The sequence below is a fragment of the Affinundibacterium nitidum genome (assembly GCF_014284155.1).
In the GTDB taxonomy this organism is placed as follows: Bacteria; Pseudomonadota; Gammaproteobacteria; order Burkholderiales; family Burkholderiaceae_D; genus Undibacterium; species Undibacterium nitidum.
The window spans coordinates 149265-172969 of record NZ_JACOFZ010000001.1; the positions used below are offsets into that span (position 1 = coordinate 149265).

At 46.0% G+C, this 23705-nt stretch carries 23 protein-coding genes; 12 read left to right on the forward strand and 11 right to left on the reverse strand.

The annotated features are described in order from the left end of the window. Positions 1-57 precede the first annotated feature (57 nt). Positions 58-246 (forward strand): hypothetical protein, encoded by a 189-nt coding sequence (locus tag H8K36_RS00680; RefSeq protein WP_186915562.1) that lies wholly within the window; start codon positions 58-60, stop codon positions 244-246. Positions 247-457: 211 nt separating this feature from the next. On the opposite strand, the gene serB is transcribed toward H8K36_RS00680, so the two are convergent. Both serB and mfd read right to left on the reverse strand, forming a co-directional pair. After that, positions 458-1321, reverse strand: coding sequence for a phosphoserine phosphatase SerB (serB, locus tag H8K36_RS00685; protein WP_230404255.1), 864 nt, complete (start codon positions 1319-1321; stop codon positions 458-460). Positions 1322-1336: 15 nt separating this feature from the next. Then, a complete protein-coding gene (mfd, locus tag H8K36_RS00690) occupies positions 1337-4756 on the reverse strand; it encodes a transcription-repair coupling factor (protein ID WP_186915561.1) in 3420 nt (1139 codons plus the stop codon). Between the two features lie 301 nt (positions 4757-5057). Between mfd and ispD the strand changes: the two genes are divergently transcribed. The 3 genes from ispD (at position 5058) to H8K36_RS00705 (ending at position 6642) form a co-directional block, all read left to right on the forward strand. Beyond that, positions 5058-5756, forward strand: a complete 699-nt coding sequence (gene ispD, locus H8K36_RS00695) for a 2-C-methyl-D-erythritol 4-phosphate cytidylyltransferase (RefSeq protein ID WP_186915560.1) — start codon at positions 5058-5060, stop codon at positions 5754-5756. A gap of 61 nt (positions 5757-5817) precedes the next feature. Then, entirely contained in the window at positions 5818-6321 is a 504-nt protein-coding gene (ispF, locus tag H8K36_RS00700) for a 2-C-methyl-D-erythritol 2,4-cyclodiphosphate synthase (protein ID WP_186915794.1), read from the forward strand. Positions 6322-6369: 48 nt separating this feature from the next. Further along, positions 6370-6642 (forward strand): DUF4404 family protein, encoded by a 273-nt coding sequence (locus tag H8K36_RS00705; protein ID WP_186915559.1) that lies wholly within the window; start codon positions 6370-6372, stop codon positions 6640-6642. An 81-nt stretch (positions 6643-6723) separates the two neighbouring features. Here the strand turns inward: H8K36_RS00705 and H8K36_RS00710 are convergent, their stop codons facing one another. The 8 genes from H8K36_RS00710 to H8K36_RS00745 form a co-directional block, all read right to left on the reverse strand. Beyond that, positions 6724-7500, reverse strand: a complete 777-nt coding sequence (locus H8K36_RS00710) for a peptidylprolyl isomerase (protein WP_186915558.1) — start codon at positions 7498-7500, stop codon at positions 6724-6726. A 62-nt stretch (positions 7501-7562) separates the two neighbouring features. Beyond that, entirely contained in the window at positions 7563-7838 is a 276-nt protein-coding gene (locus H8K36_RS00715) for a BolA family protein (RefSeq protein ID WP_186915557.1), read from the reverse strand. Continuing rightward, a complete protein-coding gene (locus tag H8K36_RS00720) occupies positions 7831-8454 on the reverse strand; it encodes a septation protein A (protein ID WP_186915556.1) in 624 nt (207 codons plus the stop codon). The genes H8K36_RS00715 and H8K36_RS00720 overlap by 8 nt, the downstream gene beginning before the upstream one ends. A 9-nt stretch (positions 8455-8463) precedes the next feature. Further along, entirely contained in the window at positions 8464-8853 is a 390-nt protein-coding gene (gene msrB / locus H8K36_RS00725; RefSeq protein ID WP_222611088.1) for a peptide-methionine (R)-S-oxide reductase MsrB, read from the reverse strand. A 69-nt stretch (positions 8854-8922) separates the two neighbouring features. Then, positions 8923-10437 carry a protein adenylyltransferase SelO gene (locus H8K36_RS00730; RefSeq protein ID WP_186915555.1) on the reverse strand — a complete coding sequence of 505 codons (1515 nt, stop codon included), beginning with the start codon at positions 10435-10437 and terminating at the stop codon, positions 8923-8925. Positions 10438-10580: 143 nt separating this feature from the next. After that, positions 10581-12404, reverse strand: coding sequence for a chemotaxis protein CheA (locus tag H8K36_RS00735; RefSeq protein ID WP_186915554.1), 1824 nt, complete (start codon positions 12402-12404; stop codon positions 10581-10583). Further along, entirely contained in the window at positions 12405-13145 is a 741-nt protein-coding gene (locus H8K36_RS00740; protein ID WP_186915553.1) for a protein phosphatase CheZ, read from the reverse strand. 229 nt (positions 13146-13374) lie between these two features. Then, positions 13375-13821, reverse strand: coding sequence for a putative toxin-antitoxin system toxin component, PIN family (locus H8K36_RS00745; RefSeq protein WP_186915552.1), 447 nt, complete (start codon positions 13819-13821; stop codon positions 13375-13377). 109 nt (positions 13822-13930) lie between these two features. Here H8K36_RS00745 and yaaA point away from each other — a divergent pair, with 109 nt between their 5' ends. Next, complete coding sequence (gene yaaA, locus H8K36_RS00750; protein ID WP_186915551.1) at positions 13931-14707, forward strand: peroxide stress protein YaaA; 777 nt, start codon at positions 13931-13933, stop codon at positions 14705-14707. A 39-nt stretch (positions 14708-14746) separates the two neighbouring features. Here yaaA and H8K36_RS00755 read toward each other — a convergent pair whose 3' ends face one another. Next, positions 14747-15544 (reverse strand): outer membrane protein assembly factor BamD, encoded by a 798-nt coding sequence (locus tag H8K36_RS00755; protein ID WP_186915550.1) that lies wholly within the window; start codon positions 15542-15544, stop codon positions 14747-14749. A gap of 43 nt (positions 15545-15587) precedes the next feature. On the opposite strand from H8K36_RS00755, the gene H8K36_RS00760 reads away from it, so the two are divergent. The 7 genes from H8K36_RS00760 (at position 15588) to H8K36_RS00790 (ending at position 23703) form a co-directional block, all read left to right on the forward strand. Then, positions 15588-16619 carry an RluA family pseudouridine synthase gene (locus H8K36_RS00760; protein WP_186915549.1) on the forward strand — a complete coding sequence of 344 codons (1032 nt, stop codon included), beginning with the start codon at positions 15588-15590 and terminating at the stop codon, positions 16617-16619. Between the two features lie 12 nt (positions 16620-16631). Further along, entirely contained in the window at positions 16632-17393 is a 762-nt protein-coding gene (gene pgeF / locus H8K36_RS00765; protein ID WP_186915548.1) for a peptidoglycan editing factor PgeF, read from the forward strand. 364 nt (positions 17394-17757) lie between these two features. Continuing rightward, a complete protein-coding gene (gene phaC, locus H8K36_RS00770) occupies positions 17758-19482 on the forward strand; it encodes a class I poly(R)-hydroxyalkanoic acid synthase (RefSeq protein ID WP_230404256.1) in 1725 nt (574 codons plus the stop codon). 41 nt (positions 19483-19523) lie between these two features. Further along, entirely contained in the window at positions 19524-20264 is a 741-nt protein-coding gene (locus tag H8K36_RS00775; RefSeq protein ID WP_186915547.1) for a 3-ketoacyl-ACP reductase, read from the forward strand. A 162-nt stretch (positions 20265-20426) separates the two neighbouring features. Continuing rightward, positions 20427-20978: a polyhydroxyalkanoate synthesis repressor PhaR gene (gene phaR, locus H8K36_RS00780; RefSeq protein ID WP_186915546.1), complete on the forward strand. Its 552-nt coding sequence runs from the start codon at positions 20427-20429 to the stop codon at positions 20976-20978. Between the two features lie 89 nt (positions 20979-21067). Next, a complete protein-coding gene (gene rimO / locus H8K36_RS00785) occupies positions 21068-22456 on the forward strand; it encodes a 30S ribosomal protein S12 methylthiotransferase RimO (protein WP_186915545.1) in 1389 nt (462 codons plus the stop codon). 68 nt (positions 22457-22524) lie between these two features. Further along, positions 22525-23703 carry a cystathionine beta-lyase gene (locus H8K36_RS00790; protein WP_186915544.1) on the forward strand — a complete coding sequence of 393 codons (1179 nt, stop codon included), beginning with the start codon at positions 22525-22527 and terminating at the stop codon, positions 23701-23703. The last annotated feature ends 2 nt before the right edge of the window (positions 23704-23705 follow it).

The window sequence follows — 23705 nt, forward strand, 5'->3', positions numbered from 1 at the left end:
TTCCCTAATACTGCGAGGGCCAATCACGGTTTTTGTTTGGTCCTCGTACGAGAAAAAATGACGCGCAGTTATCGGATTTTTTCTGGCCTGATGTTGAGTGCGTTCTTTGCCTTTACTAGGGCGACAAGGACTGGTGATCTTCCGAATCATCGTTTCATTTATGCAGCAGGCAAGGTGGTATGTGCTGATGTCGCGAACATTGGGGAAATCAACTTCGAGTGGACGGAGCTCAATCCACACCCCTAAACTTGTTTTGAAACGATGTTAAGAGACAGCGAGGATGTCTTGCTGCGCAAATTGCGCGTTACATGAGCCCGATCGAATACCTTGAGATAGCAGGAAACAAAAAAAGTATCGATTTAAGTGAGTTACTTCAGTATGGATTGATGTCGCAATGTTCCTTGGTGTGTCATTTTAGGCCAAGCCCCAAGGCTTGGCCAAGACGCAGCCTCATCGCTTAACTTAAATAATTCAGCACTCCGTTGAGTCCGGCGAAATTCAGCGCCAAAGATGCTTGTTGCCGTACCACAGGCTTGGCACGGAAAGCAACTGAGAGCCCAGATATCGACATCATCTTGAGATCATTTGCGCCATCACCCATGACGATGGCTGCTGCTGGTGAGATATTCAGTTCAGCACAAACACGTTCGACAGTACGTTTCTTTTCATCTGCATCGACGATAGTACCGATCACTTTGCCCGTGAGTTTCCCATCGATAATCTCTAACTGGTTCGCATGTGTAAAATCAAGGTTCAGCCTTTGTTTGATGCGGTCGGTAAAGAAAGTAAATCCACCCGACACCAACAAGGTTTTTAGGCCTGCTTGCTGCACCGCGGATAGCATTTGCTCCGCGCCCGGTGATAATTTAAGTCGCTCTTCATAGACCCGTTCGAGCGCACTTGCGTCTAAACCTTTTAGTAGCGCTACTCGACGCAGTAGACTTTCTTGGAACTCGAGCTCTCCTCGCATTGCTGCTTCTGTAATCTCAGATACTTGGGCCTTGAGACCTTGCATATCTGCGATTTCGTCTATGCATTCGATCGTGATCAGCGTGGAATCCATGTCCATCGCCACCAGCTTGAAGTCTGTTAGTGTTCGTTGTTTTTCTTCCCAATAGAGATCGATTTTTGCTTCGAAACAGCGTTGTTCTATCTGTTCGCGTAAGGAATCATTCAGCTGGATATTGTGCAGGCGAACGCTACCATTCGCAAGTTGTTCATTAACGTTGGCTTTGAGTTGGTATGTGAATTCATCAATCAAAGTTTGATGAATAATCATGGAGCCGACGGCGATTTGTAAAACAAGATTTGTTGGATTCATATGCATCGTGAACGCTCAGTGGAGCGCTCTCATAGTAGTTTTAATTTGCGCAACACGTGCTGCGAGGTCAGGCATGTTTGCTGTGATCCGTAACTTGTCCTGACCATTGAGTTTGACATGCTTGTTTTTCTGGACCAACTCAATAATACGCATGGCGTCGATAGGTGGTTGAGGCTCAAACTGCAGTGTCGCAGCTTCACTATGCGCATCAATCTTAATAATGCCTAGTGGTTTCGCAGCGACTCGTAAGCGGTGAGTCTCAAGCAAAGATTTGACAGGTTCAGGTAATTTACCGAAACGATCGATCAATTCTTCTTGCAGGTCATCGATGGCATCCTGTTTGTTACAGTTTGCGAGACGCTTGTAGATAGACAAGCGTTCGTGTACATCTCCACAGAAGTCACTCGGTAAAAGTGCTGGGATGTGTAAATTAATTTCGGTTGTGGTGGAGAGTGGCGCCGCTAAGTCTGGTTCTTTACCCGCTTTCAGGGCGCGTACTGCTTCGTTGAGCATATCGGAATACATTTGGAAACCGATCTCATGCATCTCACCGGATTGATTGTCTCCAAGTACTTCACCTGCGCCACGGATCTCTAAGTCGTGCATGGCAAGATAGAAGCCACTGCCAAGTTCCTCCATCTGTTGGATTGCTTCTAAGCGGCGGTTGGCTTGTTTAGTTAAACCTTGTACATCATGCACTAATAGGTAGGCGTAGGCTTGGTGGTGGGAGCGACCGACTCGCCCCCGCAATTGATGCAGTTGCGCTAGACCGAATTTGTCAGCACGATGCATGATAATGGTGTTGGCGCTTGGTACGTCAATACCAGTTTCGATAATCGTGGTACACAACAAAATGTTATAGCGCTGCGCCACAAAGTCTCGCATGACTTTTTCTAGGTCTCGCTCGTTCATTTGTCCATGGCCGACAGCGATGCGGGCCTCAGGCAGTAAAGCTTCCAGCATCGCTTTTCGATTCTCGATAGTCTCGACTTCGTTGTGTAAGAAGTAGACTTGGCCACCACGTTTGAGTTCGCGCAAGCAGGCCTCACGAATCACAGATTCACTCTCACTACGTACGAAAGTTTTGATGGCGAGACGTTTTTGTGGCGCGGTTGCAATCACAGAGAAGTCACGCAAGCCTTCTAAGGCCATACCTAAAGTTCGCGGAATTGGCGTCGCGGTTAAGGTCAATACATCCACTTCAGCGCGGAGCGCTTTCAGCGTTTCTTTTTGACGTACGCCAAAGCGATGCTCTTCATCGATAATCACTAGGCCAAGGCGCGAAAATTTCACATCATCGGATAGCAATTTATGCGTGCCGATCACGATGTCGACCGTACCATCGCCCATGCCTTTGATGGCCTGACTAATTTCCTTGCCACTGCGGAAGCGCGACAACTCTGCAATGCGTACTGGCCAATTGGCGAAACGGTCGGCAAAGGTCTGCGCATGCTGCTCAGCGAGTAGGGTGGTCGGTGCTAGGATCGCGACTTGTTTGCCGCCCATAACAGCCACAAAAGCTGCACGCAGTGCGACTTCGGTTTTTCCAAACCCCACGTCACCGCAGATCAGCCTATCCATCGGCTTGCCGGAGGTCATATCACCAATGACGGCATTGATTGCAGCGGCTTGATCTGGAGTTTCATCGAAACCAAAACTATCGGCAAAGGCTGCGTAGTCATGCGCCGAATACTCAAAAGCATGGCCCGTGCGCAGCGCACGACGCGCATAAAGATTGAGCAGCTCGGCTGCGGTATCACGTATTTGTTGCGCGGCTTTGCGTTTCGCTTTTTCCCACTGACCTGAGCCTAAAGCGTGTAGTGGCGCATCATCTGGGTTCGCGCCAGAGTAGCGAGAAATGACGTGCAATTGAGATACAGGCACATAGAGCTTGGTATCTTTGGCGTATTCCAAATGCAAAAATTCGGTTTCACCTTCACCTAGATCCATGTTGATCAAGCCCATGTAACGACCGATACCATGATTGCTATGAACCACAGGGTCACCAATCTTGAGCTCAGATAAGTCGCGCACCATGTGCTCAACCTGCGTCACTGCCTCTTGTTTTTTTCGGCCTATACGTTTTCCAGAGCCTGCGTAAAGCTCTGTTTCTGTGATGAAGGCGAAATCACTAAGCTGGAATCCAGTATGGATTGGTGCAACGCCCAATACCAATTTGTTCTGGGATGTTAGAAAATCAGTAAAGCTTTCGCTCACTTGAAGTTCAAGATCGAAATCACGGAAATACTGCTGCAGCGTTTCGCGACGTCCTGCGGTTTCGGCACAGATAAAGATGCGTTTGTCGGTTTGTAGTAGGAATGCACGTAGATTGGTTAAAGGATCATCTGCACGACGATTCACTGCGATGTCCGGAAGCATACTGGAGACTTCCGAAGCAGCACCGCCACTTTGTAAAACCCAGCGTGCTTGGTCTTTTAGCGCAGAGAAAAAATCTTCATCACGTAAAAATATAACTTCGGGTGCTAAGACTGGACGCTCACGATCAGACTTCAAAAAGTTATAACGCGAACGAGTGTCATTCCAAAAACGTTGAATGCCAGCTTCAATATCACCTTGCAAGGCAAAATAAGTGTCAGAAGGTAGGTAGTCGAAAAGACTCGCGGTTTGCTCAAAGAATAAAGGTAGGTAATACTCGATCCCTGCAGAAGCTATGCCATTGCCGATGTCTTTATACACGGTTGAACGTGAAGGATCGCCTTCAAACTGTTCACGCCAACGATTGCGAAACGCTGACCGTCCTGCCTCATCCATTGGAAACTCACGACCAGGTAAAAGTCTTACCTCTTTGACCGGGTACAAAGAGCGTTGAGTGTCAGCATCGAAGGTGCGTATAGTTTCAATACTGTCGCCAAATAAATCGATGCGATAAGGGAGGACAGATCCCATCGGAAAGAGGTCAATTAAACCGCCACGCACAGAATATTCACCAGGTGACATAACCTGCGATACATGCGTATAACCTGCCAAGGTTAGTTGAGATTTTAGTTTTGCTTCGTTGAGCGTCTCACCTTGCTTGAAAAAGAAGGTGTAGCCAGCGAGGAAGGAGGGTGGTGCCATGCGAACCAATGCGGTCGTCGCTGGAACTATCAATACATCGCAATTGCCAGAATTGATCTCGTATAAGGTCGCAAGTCGCTCCGAAACCAAATCTTGATGGGGCGAGAAGGCGTCATACGGCAATGTCTCCCAATCTGGAAGAAGATGGCAACGTAAATCTGGCACGAACCAAGGGATTTCTTGTAATAGGCGCTGCGCATCCCCGGGGTTGGCCACAAAAATTGTGAGGAGACGCCCCTCTATTTTTAGTTTGTGCGCGGCTTGCGATAGGGCATAAGCATCGGCAGATCCGTGAGTGGATGGCAGAACAAAACGATTCCCCGCTTTCGCCAAGGCTTTGCTAAAGTCAAAAGACATTCGGTAATGATTCTAAAATCGACTCGAAACCCATTGCCTAACGATCACAATCAATAAAACACTGAATTTGAATTCGTTTAAACGGGTTGGAGAGTTGGCGGTTAAAATGATCTCTATTATAAACGAAGCGAACTGCTGGGGCATTTGCCAGATTCCGGTTTCTAGTCTGAAACCGGGGCGCTGGTTGTAAGTACTCAATCTAGTGTAAAGTTGTCACGATATCCGAATGAATTCGCTTGTCACTTTCAGTAGAAAAGTACCTTTGGCACCAATGACAATATAAAAAGTAATTAAATAGCATATGCACGCTTCCTCAAAGACGCCATACATAGCACTAATCCCTGCAGCGGGTGTCGGTTCTCGCATGGGCAATAACGTACCAAAACAGTATCTGGAGATTCACGGGAAATCAGTGATCGCACATACTGTGCAAGCTTTTATTAACAGCCCTCAGATCACCCACACTTATATAGTCGTAAGTGCAAATGATACTTTTATTGATAGCTCGCTTCCGCAACAGGAACGCTCGACAGTGTTACGTTGCGGTGGGAGTACTCGAGCTGAGACAGTGACAAACGGCCTCCATTTTCTGCTTGCAAACAAGTTGGTCGGCAAAGATGACTGGATATTGGTGCACGATGCAGCCAGACCTGGTCTAACTAGGCAGTTGATCGAAAATTTAATCCAACAAATAAAGGATGATGATGTTGGTGGCTTATTGGCCTTGCCCGTAGTCGATACCGTTAAACGAGTGGTCGAGGGGCGGGTGCAAACGATCCCACGTGAGGGTATGTGGCTGGCGCAAACGCCGCAAATGTTCCGTGCGAATAATTTGTTGAGCGCTTTAAAACAAGCACCAGCCGTCACAGATGAGGCGAGCGCGATTGAATTTATGGGGGGGAGCCCTAAACTAGTGGAGGGGCATGCACACAATCGCAAATTGACTATGCCAGATGATATCGAGTATCTGCAGATGGTCTTGCAGACTAGGCAGACCTGAGTTTCAATTCTCCTCACCGATTCCAATTAAATGTACATAGAAACTTGAAAGAAGTATGAGCATGATCAATGAAAGTAAAAGCTTTCCTCCGTTTCGTATCGGCCAAGGATATGATTGCCATGCATTGGTGGCCGGTCGTAGATTAATTATTGGTGGCGTCGATATTCCGCACACTACTGGGTTACTTGGACATTCGGACGCAGATGTGTTGTTGCACGCAATTACAGATGCCTTGCTCGGCGCAGCTGCCTTGGGCGATATTGGCAAATTGTTTCCGGATACAGATGCGAAATACGCTGGCGCAGATTCGCGTGTGTTGTTACGAGAAGCTCTTCGACAGGTGCAGTTGGCCGGCTTTGTTGTAGGCAATGTAGATGCAACCATCATTGCGCAGCGCCCCAAAATGGCGCCGCATATTCCAACAATGGTAAAAAACTTAGCGGAAGATCTGCTTGTGTCGATTAGTCAAGTGAATGTGAAGGCGAAGACCAATGAGAAACTGGGCTATTTGGGACGGGAGGAGGGAATTGCTGCCGAAGCCGTAGTGATGTTGTTTAGGAGCTGAGCAAACGATTTTGATTTGTATATTTGAACTTGATTGGGGGAATATTCTATGAAACGAGAAATGCTCAAGGGGTTGCTGAAACAATTGCATGATGGTTTGCAACATACCGATGAAGTCGATGCTGAAATGAAGCAAATGCTGCAGAGCTTGAACGGCGATATCGAGAAAGTTTTGGCCGCAAAGGAGGCCCCGGATGATCCTGTATTTGCTGCCTTAAGTGATAAGTCAAAAGAAATATATGCACGCTTTGCCGTACAACACCCTAAACTGGAGCCGGCGCTTCGTGAACTCGGTAGTATGCTCGAAAAAATTGGAGTTTGATTGAGTCAGAGACATCCTTACACCGTTTAACATCAATAAAAAAAGACGCCGTAGCGTCTTTTTTTATTTCATCAATGAAGCTTACTTGATAGTAGCTTTCTTGATCAATGCTTGTTGATACAACTGCACTTTTTCTTGCACCAAGCTTTCGCCAATTTGTTGTTTCAATTCATCTAAAGTTGGCAATTTCAGAGGACGTACATCATCCAATTTAATGATGTGGAAGCCAGCTTCAGTTTTCACTGGAGTTTCAGTGAATTGGCCTTTTTTGAGTGTTGCTAAAGCCGCGCCAAACGCCGGTGGAACGTTACCTTGTGAAACCCACTCCAAGTCGCCACCCTTGCCAGCAGAACCAGTGTCTATAGATTGCTTCGCTAACTCTTCAAACTTAGCGCCAGACTTCAATTTAGAGATGATGGCTTTTGCTTCATCTTCTTTAGCTACAAGAATATGGTACGGATGAAACTCAGTTTCCCCCATTTGTGTTTTCCATTTTTCATAAGCAGCTTTGATATCTGCTTCTGTTACTGGATTCTTTTCAACGTGTGCGCGCATCAGAGATTGAATCAAGATTTGCTGACGAGCCATTTCGATTTGCAATTTGACGTCTTCGCTCTTACTGAAGCCTGCTTTTTCCGCCTCCTGAAGCAAAACTTCTGTACCAACCAAGCGGTCTTTGATCATTGCACGTAATTGTGGCGTGTCTTTTTGACCTTGAGCCAAAGCTTGTTTCAAGAATGGTTCTGCTTTAGAGGCAGGGATAGCCTTACCATTGACAGTTGCTAAATTGTCGGCAGCCATAGCTGGGAATGCGGTTACTAAAAGTACAACCAGCAAATGAGCGGGTTTAAAAGTCATTATCTGTTCCTAAAATAACAAAGTAAAAAACAAAATCGTAAATGAATAGTATTTAAGCCATGCTAAATCTGTGTTTCTCTAGGACTTAATGCTTTAATCACCAGAGCATGAATCTCGGTGTGCATCAAATCGCCAACGGCATCATACACTAGTCGGTGGCGAGATATACGATTTAGCCCCTCAAATTTTTCGCTGATAATTGTAACAGAGTAGTGCCCAGCGCCAGAAGCAGCGCCAGCATGGCCTCGGTGCGCCTCAGAATCGTCCTGCAAAGCGCATTTTGCCGGGAAGAAATGGCTATTTATCTTATCTTCAATGCGTTGAAAACGGTTATTCACTCTTAGGTTCCTCGATGTATTTTGCCAAAAGGAGGCTTTGCCCGATCAAGAACACTGGAAGTGCAAAGAAGGAATAGAACTTATAACTTACCCATTCACTTTGACTGTAATTGAGTGCGACATAGAGGTTTGCCGCACCCATCACCACAAAGTAGCCCACCCAGAGATGATTCAGTGTCGTCCAGGCATGGTCCGGCATTTTAATCTCAGAGCCTATTGTGATTTTTAAAAAATTCTTCTTCAAAAAATATTCACCAACGATAAAACCAGCGGCAAATAGCCAATAAATAATGGTGATCTTGATGCGAATAAAAAGATCGTTCTGGAAATAAATTGTCAGACTTCCAAAAACAGTCACAATGAAGAAAGATACCCATAACATGACATCGATCTTCTTTTTTCTAAGATACAAGTAAGCGATCTGCAATATAGAAATGACGATAGCGATTGTGGTCGCCAATAGAATGGGAGCCATTTGCATCGAGACGTTTCCGCCAGAAGTAAAGCTCGCAAGAAAATCGTTAGCAATCCTATGTGAGATTTCTGGGTATTTCTCAGCACGGTTATAGCTAACAAAAAATAGTAATACCGGAAACAGATCGAACAGTAACTTCATCTCAATTTTTTATTTGGGGGTAAAAGCCAATGAGGCTGAATTAATGCAATAACGCAATCCAGTTGGCTTGGGACCATCTGGAAAAACGTGTCCTAGATGCGCGTCGCAGATATTACACACAATTTCGATTCGCGTCATGCCATATGAGTGGTCTCGAATCTCTCGTACATGAGCCGGATTCAGAGCCTTGAAGTAGCTAGGCCATCCGCAACCAGACTCAAATTTCGCATCTGATTCAAATAACGGTGTTTGGCAGCAGACGCAAGTATATATACCGTGCTCGTGGTGATCCCAGTAGCGCCCGGTAAATGCACGTTCAGTGGCGGCTTGTCGTGTCACTTGAAATTCAATATCACTTAGTTGCTGGCGCCATTCGGCTTCAGTTTTTACGACTTTCATATCTATCCTCCTCAGTATTTGATGGTCAACTTTAATAGGTCATGAAAATGACTTGAACATTAGTCGAGATTATGAAGAACAACTGACAGAAATAGTTTGTGCCCAATCTGGCGGCAGTGCCGCATAGTTTTCGAGTTCTTTTTGTTCATCAAAGGGATGAAGCAAAACAGTATACAAACGCTCAAGTTCACTAAAATCTTTGTTCTCCGCCGCTTCGATCGCCTGTTGTGCGAGGTAGTTGCGCAATACGAATTTTGGGTTACTGCGTTTCATTGTTATTTCGCGTTGTTCGTCATTGCTTTGTTCTGTGATCAAACGTGTTTTATAACGCTCTAGCCACTTATCTAAGCTTTCGCGATCTAGAAACAGATCTCTCAGTTTTTCATTTTCCAAAGAAACTGGTGCTAATTTATAGTTTGATAGCGCTCTAAAACTATTGGTGTAATCGGAATTGCCCTTCGCCATGATGTCTAGAAAATCTGAGATCAAGTCCAGGTCTCCATCTTGTGTTCGCTGGAATCCGAATTTTGCAGCCATTAACTGTGCATGCTTTTGTTCAAAACTCGGCACATAGGTGGCGAGTGCCTCTTGTGCTGCGTTTACATCGCCAATGAGCGGCAGCATTGCCTGTGCTAGAGCATGGCAATTCCATTGGCCGATACGCGGCTGCATATGGAAGGCATAGCGCCCCTGAGTATCACTATGATTGCAGATTTGTTGCGGCTGATAGCCGTCCATGAAGCCAAATGGACCATAATCTAGTGTCAGTCCAAGTATCGACATATTGTCAGTATTCATTACGCCATGCATGAAGCCGACAGCCTGCCAATGGGCGATCATCTCGGCAGTTAATCTGACTATGTTCTTCAGCATTGCCTGATAGGGGTTCTCTTCGACAAGGCAACTTGAGAAGTAATGCTCCAAACAGAAATCAGCGAGTTGTTTTAGTTTCTCGTGTTCGTCGTTGTAATACCAATGTTCAAAAGAGCCGAAGCGGATAAAACTTGGCGCAGCCCGTGCAACAATCGCCGTCTTTTCTGGTTGTTCACGCATTGCATATTGATCTGAGCCGATTAAGCTTAATGCTCTTGAACTTGGTATGCCTAAGGCGTTCATCGCCTCGGAACAAAGGTATTCACGCAGGGATGACCGTAGCACGGCGCGACCGTCGCCCATGCGTGAAAATGGTGTCGGACCAGCGCCTTTCAGCTGGATCTCATAACGAGAATAGCTGTTCGAATCTGGCTCGTGAAGTTTGATATCACCAAGTAAAAGGGCACGACCGTCGCCGAGTTGGCCCGCCCAAACACCGAATTGATGGCCAGAATAGACGGCTGCGATGCTCTGACTACCATCAGCCAACTTCTCCCCTGAGAAAATTTGTCGGAAAAAATCGTGGCGAATCAAACTCGGGTCGATACCAAGTTGTTCGGCCAGCGGTTCGTTGGCAGCGATGAGATATGACGACTTAAACGGCTGCGCCTGCACAGAAGCTGAAAACGCATCGCCCAGCGTCGCGAAAGTATTTTCGAAGGTCGGAAAAGACGGGGTTGACGATTTGTTTGTTGTTGAAGCTGTAGCCATAAGGGAGCTCGGTCTGTATCGTTCTAATGGAGCGTATTTTGACAGAGAATCCTAAAACGCGTTTGGCCCTGTGCTTCGCCAGAAAACTGGAGCAAATCACAGGGCCAAACGATTGAACTAATTGTTGATCTTACTTACTATCCTTAAGCACTCAAGCGTTCAACAACTTTGCAGCCATCGAGCAAGAACGACAAACTAATCACGAGCACCAATTCACCTTCAGCAGAACGCGCCGTTCCAGTAATGCCTGGGGTTGAGATGCAAGTGAGCGGCTTGATGACGAGGTCTGAAGTGCCGTCCACAGAATCTACTGAAATGATGTAAGGATTCGGTGCTGCAATGACAATCCCTACTTTTTCTGTACTCTTTTCGTAACCAAGAACTTGTCCTAGCGAACGAATTGGAAGAGGGCGTCCCAAGTCGCGTAAGACTGGTTGACCGCCTACGCTTTCAAACGAATCTGGCAATTCGACCACACGTTGAACTGTTGCCATCGGTAACGCCAAGGAAGCGCCAGCACAACGGACTAACATCGTAGGTACGATCGACAACTCGATCGGCAAACGAATGATAAAGGTAGTGCCTTTGCCTAATTGTGAATTGATGCGAATCGCCCCACGATGACGTTCTACTGCGGTTTTTACCACGTCCATACCCACGCCACGACCGGAGACACTTGACGCTACCTCTTTTGTCGAGAATCCTGGTAGGAAAACGAGTTGGAAAGCCTCATCGTCAGTCCGCGCTTCATGTGAGTTAATAAGGCCTTTAGAAATCGCTTTTTCACGGAGGCGATTCGCGTCCATACCTTTGCCGTCATCTGTCACTTCGATCATGACACTACTGGATTCTTGCCATGCTTTGAGCAAAATCTTCGCTCTCGCTGGCTTAGTGGTTGATGCACGTTCTTCGCCAGTTTCAATACCATGATCCAGCGAGTTACGAAGCATATGCACGAGTGGATCGTAAAGGCTATCGACGACCACACGATCAACCTCTGTTTCCGCACCGGAAATTTCGAGATCCACATCTTTGCCAAGATCTTTGGCAAGTTCACGAATCAAGCGAGGGAATTTCTGGAACAAGCGCCCCACAGGCTGCATCCGGGTGGCTAAGGTCGCACGTTGTAGTTCTGTCGAGTAGCGTGAGGCGCGATTCAGTGTTTCCGTCAACGCTGACATTAATGGCGCCGCGTCACCGTCAAAAGTAAATTGGGAAAGCTTTTCAAGTAATACTGCTGCTTGGTTTGCGGCTTGGACTGATTCGCCAGCAACCTCGAGCAGCACATCTAGTTTCACAGCATCGATCCTGATGCTTTCCTCTTTAAGTGGCGCAGCTTGCTTAACGTCATTGGTCGCAAGTGAGGTTTTGACGGCTTCCTGCTCTTGTTTGATGACAGGAGAAACGATTTCTTTTTCAGGTAAAGTTCCTGCAGGTGTCACTGCGCGATAGTAGTCTTCCCAAGGCACATCGCCACTTACGATTGGTGCTGCACTAGCGGCGTTGCTTGCAACTGGAGCTGCTTCAGCGGGTTTTGGTGCAGCAACAGGCTTGGTTTCGGATTTGCCGGAGGACGCGGGTTCTTTACCGTCGATCGCGTCATTAAGCGCCTTCTCTAAATGCGCTGGCATCGTAGACAGTTGATCTGGTTCAGTGCCGTTTGACAGCGCAGTCAACTGATCTGAAACAAATCCACTGGCCTCGAGAGCCGCCTCTATCGCAAAAGGGGTAACGGGTGATTTGCCTGTTCTTAGGGCATCAAACAAATTTTCGGTCAGATGGCATGCAGAAACCATCGCTGACAGATTCATAAAACCTGCGCCGCCCTTGATGGTGTGGAACGATCTAAATACCGCGTTGAGGGTATTCATATCCCCTGGGTTGCGTTGAAGCGAAAGCAGGTGCTCTTCTACGTTGATCGCCAAATCCAATGCCTCAACGACAAATTCTTTGAGCATGTCATCCATTTAGAAGCCCAGACTATCAAGGAGGTTATCAACATCATCTTGTTCCAAAGCCGCGTTTGGAACCGATGGGCCTTCCATTAACTCAATCGCTTTTTCTTTGAGTTCTGTAGGAGCATTGTCGAGAAGAATCTGTGCCAATTCACGTTCAACCGCTTGCGTAATAACCAGAACTTTCTTAATCAACTGTCCCGTCAGATCTTGGAAATCCTGTGCCATCATAATGTCCAATAGACGTGCTTTTTCAGCATCTGTGGCTGCTAGAACTTTATTGGCAAAAGATTTGGAATCCGCAGAGAGTAATTTAAACTCATCTATGCTCATCTTGCCAGCAAACAGACTTTCCCAACGTTCATCGATATCTTTTGCGGTTTTACCCAAAGCGTCTTGCTCAGGTATGCCTACGTCGGTCGCGTTGAGAACTTTGTTTGCGGCTTGCTCTGTTAGGCTCGCTACGTACTCAAGTCGGCCTTGCGCATCTGCTATCTGTGAAGCGACGTCAGACAATGAACGGTCATAACCTAGTTCGCGCATAGAGTCATGCATCATCCTGACCAAGCCACCTAAACGATCAAACATCGGTCTAGATGCATCAGGCTCTTTACTTGGCTGTAACTTATGAGCTGAAGCAGGGTCCTCACTTGGCGTTGGTTCCGGAGTTGCGGGTGCTGCGGGTGCCGAAGAAGCGTGTTGGCTTGCCATTTCTTCGAAAAGTGCATCTAGATCATCTGCTGAATCGGTCATAATCCTTGATTCTCCATAATCGCCATAAATGTGATGCGAGTTGATTTATCGTGACGCTTGCCAGTCTGGAACCTTACTTCAACACGTATTTTCGCCACTTTTTTTATAGTGGTTTTATAGCATTGAAAACTCTAAAAAATTTACTGGCAGTAACAAGTCCTGCATGTTGTAAGCATAACCCTGAGCAACAAAATTTGTCACCACTTTATTCAAATTTTGGTGAAATTAATTACAAACCTTGCGGATTTGCAACTAACCGCGTCACAAATTGCTCTGGTGTCTCAATTGAGAATAGGCCGAGTGCCTTGGTTTTACGGGCTAACTTGAGTAAGGCCTTATCCTTACTAACTAACACTGCAACCTCCGCGTCGCGGCTGATTTCAAGAAATTTTTGATCATCCTTGTCTGTGCAGATTGGTAGGCGAAGCTGTTTCGCTGGAAAATTTTGAACCGAAATGAATTCATCAAAACTTGCTACAATCGCGCCTCGATTCTGATCGTCGACCGGCAGGTGAGGGTAGTGAAGAACGGCAAGCCATTCTTCACGACAGTCATCGCGAGTGATGGCATGCAGGGACTTGTCTGCGAGCGCATTCATAATTGGAGTCCAGCGTGGATCGTGGAAAGCGAATAGATCCAAGCAGACGTTTGTATCGAGAACTATTTTGAGACTCATGCACGCCTTTTTTGGGGACAAAAGAGATTACTTGCTCGTCTGGACATATTGGTATCTTCGTCCAGCGGGAAGTTGGTTTATTAATTTAGTAGTTGTTGATAAGGTAATTATGCTTTTTCTGCTTTCACCTGCGAAGAGTCTTGATTTTGAGACGCCGTTAAAACTGAAGTCGGCTACAGAAGCACAGTTTCTGCAGCAAGCCCAGCAATTGGCGAATACTGCAGCAAAACTTAGCTCGACTCAACTGCAAACTTTGATGGATATTTCTCCTGCATTGGCTGAACTCAATCGAGCCCGCTTTCAAGAGTGGCAAATCGAACATCCAATTGAGCATGGAGCAAGACAGGCAGTGATGGCATTTGATGGCGACGTCTACGACGGTCTCGACGCAAAGAACCTAACAAAATCCGATCTGAATTATCTTCAAAAGCATTTGCGTATTTTATCAGGCCTATATGGTTTGCTGCGACCGTTTGATGCAATTAGGCCCTATCGACTTGAAATGGGAAGTCAGTTGAAAACTAGGGATGCGAAGAATCTTTATGAGTTCTGGGGTGATCGGCTATCGCAAGCCGTCAATGAACATGTCAGCGAAATCAACTCTAAGGTAGTTGTTAACTTGGCTTCGGAAGAGTACTTTAAGTCGATTAGACTTTCTTCGTTGAATGTAAAGGTAATTACACCGATTTTTGAAGACTTCTCAAATGGAAAATTTAAGATCGTTTCATTTTTTGCCAAGCGTGCTCGTGGCTCCATGGTGCGTTACTGTGCATTAAATAGGCTGAAGCAAGTGAAAGCGCTGAAGCAATTTGACCATGATGGTTACCACTTTTGCGAGGAAGTATCGACTGATACACGCTGGGTCTTTCGTCGAATGCCTGCATAAAAAAAGCCCCAACATGGGGCTTTTTTTTAGATTAGCAACTTAGTTCCAGAATTTCCACCAAGATTTCTGTTTGTCGCCATTTGCCAGTACTGTGCTATTCGGGAAGTTTTTCTCGTACACTCGCTTAGCATCGTCACGTAATTCTTTCATTCCCATGGCGTCATAAGACTTAATTAGTACAACCAACGCTTCTTCAATTGCAGGAGCGTCTGGATACTCTTTGATAGCCGCTTGAGCACGATTTGCTGCCGCGAGGTAGGCGTTGCGACGCAAGTAATATTTGGCAACGTGAAGATCATATTGTGCCAAAGAATTAACTAAATATTTCATACGCAACAGGGCGTCAGGAGTGTACTTGCTATTCGGATATTGCGTAACGAGCTCTTTAAATGCATCAAACGAATCGCGGGTCGCCTTTGGATCACGCTCTGTAATGTCTTGATTTGCGATAACGCTGAGGAAGCCCATGTCATCGTTGAAATTAACCAGTCCACGCAAATAGTACATGTAGTCGACATTAGGATGGTTTGGGTGAAGTTTAATAAAGCGATCAACTGCGGCTAAAGCCTGCGCAGATTCACCCTGCTTGTAATAAGCATAAGCAATTTCCAGTTGTGCTTGTTGTGCATATGTGCCGAAAGGAAAACGTGACTCGAGCTTTTCAAACAGCTGAACGGATCTTTCGTAACTGCCAGAAGCCAATTCTTCCTTAGCTTCAGCGTATAATTTCTCAGCTGGCCAATTTTTACTCTCTTCAACTCGATCGCCAAAGATTCCACAGCCAGAAAGCGATATCAAGAGTGTGAGACCGAACAACTTTACATATTTGATTTGCATAAACTTTTTCGTGTGCATGAGAATAACTTACGGATTATAGCCGATGGCAATTAATGTGATACCAACAGATTCAACGATTTTAACCGATAGTTTGCTTGAAATTGATGAAACTGAGTTAGAAGAATCTGCAGAACAGGAAACTTCCCCCGAAATTATCGAGCTTAAATTGCCCGCAAGCATTTGCGGCGAGCGTCTGGACAAGGCATTGTCTAAACTGATTCCGCAATATTCAAGAGGGCGAATTCAAAAGTGGATTGAAGATGGTTTTGTTACTGTAGATGGTGAGAAGTCGAAAATTAAGACCACAATGCTCGGAGATGAGTTAGTAGTCATCAAGCCGCAAGCAGCGCCAGACGAGGGGGCATTCTCTCCTGAAGATATTCCGATTCAAATTGTCTATGAAGATGAGAGCATTATGGTCATTAACAAGCCAGCTGGGTTGGTGGTTCACCCTGCTGCCGGCAATTGGTCTGGTACCTTGCTTAATGCCTTACTGTTTCACCGTCCTGCACTAGTCAATTTACCAAGAGCTGGTATTGTTCATCGCTTAGATAAAGATACTTCCGGTTTGATGGTGGTTGCCAAAACCTTAACAGCGCAAACCGAATTGGTGCGCCAGCTGCAAGCACGTACGGTTTCGCGTGAATACTATGCGCTCGTTTGGGGAACCCCGATCACGAGCGGCACTGTTGATGCCGCGATTGCTCGACATAATCGCGATAGACTAAAGATGGCAGTTTCTTATAGCGTCTTGGCGAAACCTGCTGTAACTCATTATCAGCGTGTCGCAACTGGAATGCTTGAGCGCTTTCCAGTTAGTCTAGTTAGCTGCAAGCTGGAGACTGGGCGAACGCATCAGATTCGTGTGCATATGCTTTCTTTAGGCTTTCCGTTAGTGGGCGATACTCTCTACGGTAAGCAGCATTTAGCCCGATTTTTCCATCGTCAAGCATTGCAAGCGCGAAAGCTAGGCTTGGTTCATCCCGTGAGCGGTGATTATGTCGAGTGGCGTATTCCGCTTGAAAACGATTTTGCCGATTTGTTAGTGCAAGCAGGTATGCAGGTTCCTCAATAGGGTGAGTTGAGTATGAAACTGAGTGGCTCGTGGATCGTTCCAGATTGGCCAGGTAAACCTGCAAATGTAAAGGCTATGTCGACTACACGTTTTGGTGGATGTAGTGCAGCGCCATTCGATGATGGTGTGGGCGGTTTAGGCTGGAATCTCGGTGATCACGTTGGTGACTCTGCAACGGCGGTCAATACAAATCGAGATTTATTGCAAAGCTTCTTGCCTACGCCTGTCACATTCTTATCACAAATTCATGGCAATATGGCAGTGGATGCGGAGTCCTTAAGCGCTGGGTGCGAGGCAGATGCGGTGTTTAGCGCGATGCCTTTGCAGGTGTGTGCAGTGATGACAGCAGATTGTTTGCCAGTCTTGTTTAGTGCTGCTGATGGAAGTTGTGTGGCGGCTGCTCATGCGGGTTGGCGTGGATTGGCGGATGGGGTTTTGGCCAACACTGTCGAAAAAATGCGATCGAAGGGAGCTCAAGGGATCACCGCTTGGTTGGGGCCAGCGATCGGCCCAAATCAGTTTGAGGTTGGTGAGGAACTGATCACCATCTTCGAGCGAGGTTTCGGCTCAGTAAGCCACTGCTTTAGATCAAGCGGTGTGCCCGGTAAATACCTCGCAAACTTATATGCGCTTGCGAGTATCAGTTTGAAGCAATGTGGTGTTGCGCAGGTGTACGGCGGAGATTACTGTACTTACAGCGATCCATCGCGCTTTTATTCGTACCGTCGCGATAAAAGGACAGGGCGTATGGCTACTCTGATTTGGCGCGAGTAGCTTCACTTGTTTGATCTAATGTAGCTTGCCGTTTCGCTTCGAACTCCGCGTGTAGTTTACGTTTTCTGGCAGACGAACTTAGGATGTAGAGCACCAACGACAAAGGAATAATGCAGTAGAAAATGAAGGTCATTATGCCTGCGATGAACGAAGATTCGGTTATCGCCATCATAAGAACGACAAAAATCCATGCGATTGCGATAAGATACAGAAAAGGCATATGGGTCCTAGAAAAAGCGATCGAAATGATGCAGTTTTTTCACACATTGATATAGATTCAAATGCGCGGGTGATTTGTATTGGACAATCGAACTGAAAGTATCATTTTAACTTAGTGTAGGCAAACTCTAAACGGGAAATGTAGATGAGTGAAAACCCTCAAACCATGATGATGAATTGGATGCAGCAATGGATGAAGCAAAATCCTATGCAGGATTGGATTAAGCAAGATCCACAGAATTTGTTTGGAGCAGACTCCTCGATGCTCAAAACATTGAAAGATTTTGGTGCAGAGATTGACCCAGCGGTACTATCCCGTTTGCAATCAGAATACCTTGTTGAGCTAGGTAATCTCTGGAAAGACTTTCTGTCGTCCAAGCTTCCCGAGTTTGATGATCGTCGCTTTTCTGCATCAGATTGGCATAAGCAGACCATGCACGCCTATAACGTTGCTATCTATCTTCTTAATGCACGATTCCTGGGCTTGCTGACCGAAGCGGTCCAAGCTCCAGAAAAGAAGAAGCAGAAAATTCGATTCGCTGTACAACAAATGGTCGATGCAATGTCACCAGCCAACTTCCTGGCAACGAACCCCGAAGCACAAGCCAAAGTAATCGAAACTGGTGGAGAAAGTCTACGCCAAGGCATGAGCTTAATGCTCGAAGATATCCAAAAAGGTCGAATTTCATTGACGGATGAAGCTGCCTTTGAAGTAGGTCGCAATGTGGCGACGACCGAAGGTACGGTTGTATTTGAAAACCGCTTATTCCAACTGATTCAGTATAAACCGCTGACTAAAACAGTTCATCAAACACCGCTATTAATGGTGCCACCGTGCATCAATAAATTCTACATTCTTGACCTTCAACCTGAAAATTCATTGGTGCGTTATGCGGTTGAGCAAGGGCATACCGTATTTTTGGTCTCTTGGGCAAACCCTGATCAATCGATGACAGATGTGTCATGGGATGATTACATTGAGCAAGGTGCGATCACTGCAATTGAAACAGTTCAGGCAATTACAAAGCAGAGCAAAATTAATGCATTTGGTTTCTGTGTCGGTGGCACTATTGTGTCGACTGCCTTGGCCGTATTAGCCGATCGCGGGATTCATCCAGCAGCTAGCCTAACATTGCTCACCACTTTGCTTGATTTCTCTAATACAGGCGTATTAGATGTATTTGTCGATGAGCTACAAGTAAGCATGCGGGAACAAACAATCGGTCAAGGTGGCTTGTTGCCAGCACGGGATTTAGCCAGCACATTTTCCAGCTTGCGCCCCAATGATTTAGTTTGGAATTATGTTCAGTCAAATTATTTGAAGGGGCAAAAGCCACCTGCATTCGATCTGCTGTATTGGAACTCAGATAGTACGAATTTGCCAGGCCCAATGTTCTGCTGGTATCTGCGTAATACTTATCTCGAGAATAGTCTACGTGTGCCAGGAAAATTGAAGGTGGCTGGTAGCGCTGTAGATCTTGGCAAAATCGATGCCCCCGTTTTCATTTATGGCTCGCGCGAAGATCATATCGTCCCTTGGCAGGCTGCTTATGCATCGGCAACTTTACTGAACCCTAAAAAGAAGTCTCGAAATCGCTTCATTTTGGGTGCTTCAGGTCATATAGCGGGTGTCATTAATCCAGCTTCGAAAAATAAACGTAATTACTGGGTAAACGACAAAATTCCAGCGGAAGCGCAGGCATGGTTCGATGATGCGACCGAGTGCCCAGGTAGTTGGTGGCCCGAATGGGCGGAATTTTTGTCAAATCATGGTGGCAAAATGGTAAAAGCACCTATCAAAGCGGGTGCAGTAGGGTATAGTGAGATTGAATCCGCACCAGGTCGTTATGTGAAAGTTCGTGCAGACTAAGTTAGTAGTTGTAGTACACCTTTATAAAATGGAGATTATGTATGTCAAAGCGCATTGCTTATGTAACTGGTGGTATGGGTGGTATTGGAACTCCAATTTGCAAACGTTTGTGTAAGGACGGTTATACCGTCGTTGCAGGTTGCGGTCCAAATTCGCCTCGTAAAGATAAGTGGTTGGCCGATATGCGCGCTGAAGGCTACGACGTTCATGCGTCGGAAGGCAATGTGTCTGATTGGGAATCTACCCGAGCCGCGTTTGAAAAAGTACGTACAGAAATTGGAGAGGTTGATGTGTTGGTTAACAACGCCGGCATTACTCGCGATGGTCAATTTCGTAAGATGAGTAAAGCTGATTGGGATGCTGTTATCGATACCAATTTGAACTCTCTCTTTAATGTTACTAAGCAAGTGATCGACGGTATGGTGGAACGTGGCTGGGGGCGCATTATTAATATCTCCTCAGTTAACGGCCAAAAAGGCCAGTTTGGTCAAACTAACTATTCGACTGCAAAAGCCGGTATTCATGGTTTCTCAATGGCGTTAGCGCAAGAAGTCGCAACGAAAGGCGTTACGGTCAATACCGTGTCTCCAGGTTACGTAGGTACAGATATGGTGCGTGCGATTCGCCCTGATGTTCTTGAAAAAATTGTTGCAGGCATTCCTGTAAAACGTTTGGCTGAACCAGAAGAAATCGCATCTATCGTGGCGTGGATTGCATCTGAGGAAGGCGGTTATGCGACTGGATCCGACTTCTCGATTAATGGTGGCTTGCATATGGGTTAATTTCGTGTCCGCGAAATTGAACTAAAATCTGCTTTCGTACCTAAGTAGGTGGACTATGCTCCACCTACAGCAATAAATAGGCAAGAAAAGGTGTTAAGATCTTAATCGACAAGCACTTTGCAAATTGTTTCTGGATTAATGTCGTTTTACTACGAGAATTCGATGAATAGCACAAAAAAAATAAGCAAACATTTGATTAAGAAGTACCCAAATCGTCGCTTATACGATACCCAAACCAGCAGCTATATTACGCTTGCTGATGTGAAGCAGTTTGTGATGGAGAACGATGACTTTGCCGTGGTTGATGCAAAAACTGGTGAAGATCTGACTCGCAGTATTTTGTTGCAAATCATTTTGGAAGCTGAGGCTGGTGGCGCACCTATGTTTTCTAGTGTCGCTTTGGCTCAGATCATCCGCTATTATGGTCATGCGATGCAGGGCATGATGGGCTCATACCTCGAGAAAAATATTCAAGCATTTATTGATATTCAAAATAAATTGACCGAAGGTGCAAATGGGGGCTTTGAAGGTAAGGCCTTTAGTCCTGAAATGTGGACCCAGTTTATGAACGTACAAGGGCCAATGATGCAAGGTATGATGGGCAACTACATCGATCAAAGTAAGAATTTGTTTGTGCAAATGCAAGAACAAATGCAAAGTCAGTCTAAGAACATGTTTGGTTTTCCTTTCCCAACGGAAGAGAAGAAGAAATAGGTCAGTATTGAACACATTGGTTCCTATTCTTTTGGGAACCTAGTGAGAAAGGGTACAATAGCGCATTGCTTTGTATCCTTTTTTTTATTATGTCCATCGAAAATTCGAATTCCCCACTCAATATTGGTCAACCAGCTCCCAAAGTTGGCTTTGTCTCCCTTGGCTGCCCAAAGGCTTTGGTAGACTCTGAGCAAATCTTGACTCAGCTCAGAGCAGAAGGGTACGAAACTGCAAAATCTTATGACGGCGCTGATCTGGTTGTTGTGAATACCTGTGGCTTTATCGATGCAGCAGTTCAAGAGTCTCTGGACGCGATTGCAGAGGCCCTCAATGAGAATGGCAAAGTCATCGTGACTGGGTGTTTAGGGGCTAAAAAAGATGCTAATGGTAATGATTTGATTACCAGCATTCATCCAAAAGTATTGGCAGTAACTGGCCCGCATGCTGTAACAGAGGTCATGAGTGCGGTACACCAGCATTTGCCTAAGCCGCATGAACCCTTTATCGATTTAGTGCCAGCGCAAGGCGTGAAACTCACGCCAAAACACTTCGCTTATTTGAAAATCTCTGAAGGTTGCAATCATCGCTGTAGTTTCTGCATTATTCCATCGATGCGTGGGGATTTGGTTTCACGTCCAATTGGCGATGTTTTGCAAGAGGCAGAAAACCTATTTAAGGCCGGCGTCAAAGAATTGCTAGTAATTTCTCAAGATACGAGTGCCTACGGCGTTGACATCAAGTTCCGTACAGGTTTTTTTGATGGCAAGCCGATCAAAACACACATGACGCAATTAGTCGAAGCACTCGGTGAGATGGCTAAGCGTTACGATGCATGGGTGCGTCTGCATTATGTTTATCCTTATCCGCATGTCGATCAAATTATTCCGTTCATGAATAATGGACACGTGTTGCCGTATCTGGATGTGCCGTTGCAGCATGCCCATCCAGATGTCCTGAAACGCATGAAGCGTCCGGCAAGTGGTGAGAAGAATATTGAACGTATCAAAGCTTGGCGCGAAATGTGTCCTGAGATCACTATTCGTTCGACATTTATCGCAGGATTCCCAGGGGAAACAGACGAAGAGTTTGAATACCTCTTAGATTTCTTAAAAGAAGCGCAGATCGATCGTTTGGGTTGTTTTGCCTACTCACCGGTCGAAGGCGCGACAGCCAATGAAATTGAAGGTCAATTGCCTGATGACGTACGTGAAGATCGTCGTCGTCGTGTGATGGAGCTGCAAGAAGAAATTTCTAAGCAACGCCTGCAAGCAAAAATCGGCAAAACAGTTCGTGTCTTAATCGATAGCATTGATCGCAGCGGAGGGGTTGGCCGTACTTCAGCTGATGCACCAGAAATTGATGGCGTGGTTTATGTGAAGCCACCGTACGAGCCGCACCGAAAATTGAAGGTCGGTGAATTTATCGATGTCATGATTACTGCAGCAGACTCCCATGACCTGTGGGGCGATGCGGTTTAATTTTGTTTAGATGAGATAAAGGGGCCGTGAGCCCCTTTTTTGTCTCAATAGCTATGAAAGTGCTTTTCATGAAAGAACGGAATCAAGGCCCAAATACCTCATTGGTACACCCTGAGTATCGTGCTCCAGACGGTTTTTCAGCATTCCCAACTGCGATTCATCATGCATCAACGGTATTGTTTAAAGACGTTGAGAGCATGCGCACACGAAGCTGGCATAACAAATCAGCTTATACCTATGGATTGCATGGAACGCCAACCAGTTTCACCCTGGAAGGTCAGTTGTCTGCGATTGAAGGTGGTCGCCATTGCGTCTTGGCACCGAGTGGATTGGCAGCCATTACGTTGGTGAGTATGACGTTCTTGCAAACTGGCGATGACGTCTTAATTCCTGACAATGCCTATGGGCCAAACAAAGAACTGGGCGAATGGCTCAAGCAAAATTTTGGGATCCATGTGCGATACTATCCACCAATGATTGGTGCAGGTATCTCGAATTTAATTCAAGCAAATACGAAGTTGATTTGGGCTGAAGCCCCGGGTTCAGTTTCTATGGAGGTGCCTGATATTCGCGGAATAAGTGACGCAGCACATGCAAAGAATGTGTTGGTTGCTTTGGATAATACGTGGTCTGCTGGCATCGCCTTTAAGCCATTTGAGCATGGTGTAGACATCTCTATGCAGGCTTTAACGAAGTATCAGAGCGGCGGATCCGATGTGTTGATGGGGGCAGTTATTACCAGAGATACCGAACTAAACAATCGCATTCTCACGACCCATATGCGACTTGGATTTGGAGTAGGTATGGATGATGTCTATCTGGTCTTGCGTGGCCTCCAGACTATGAAGCTGCGCTTTGATGCGCATGATCTAAGTGCCAGAAAGATTGCCGCTTGGCTTAAGCAACGACCAGAGATTAGTAAAGTATTGCATCCCGCATGGGATGATTGCCCTGGTCATGAATTTTGGAAGCGTGATTTTACTGGCGCAGGTGGCTTGTTCTCAGTGATTTTCAACGAGGATATCCCTGAATCAATGACTGATTGTTTTGTAAATAGTTTGGCAGTGTTTAAGATCGGCTTTAGCTGGGGTGGTACGCACAGTTTATGCGTGCCTTATCGTATCGAAAAAATGCGAGAGCAATGGGATCAAAAAGGTGTGTTGGTTCGTTTCAATATTGGACTTGAAGACAGCGAAGATTTGATTGCTGATATCGAACAAGCTTTAGTTAAAATGCGCACGATCTAAGG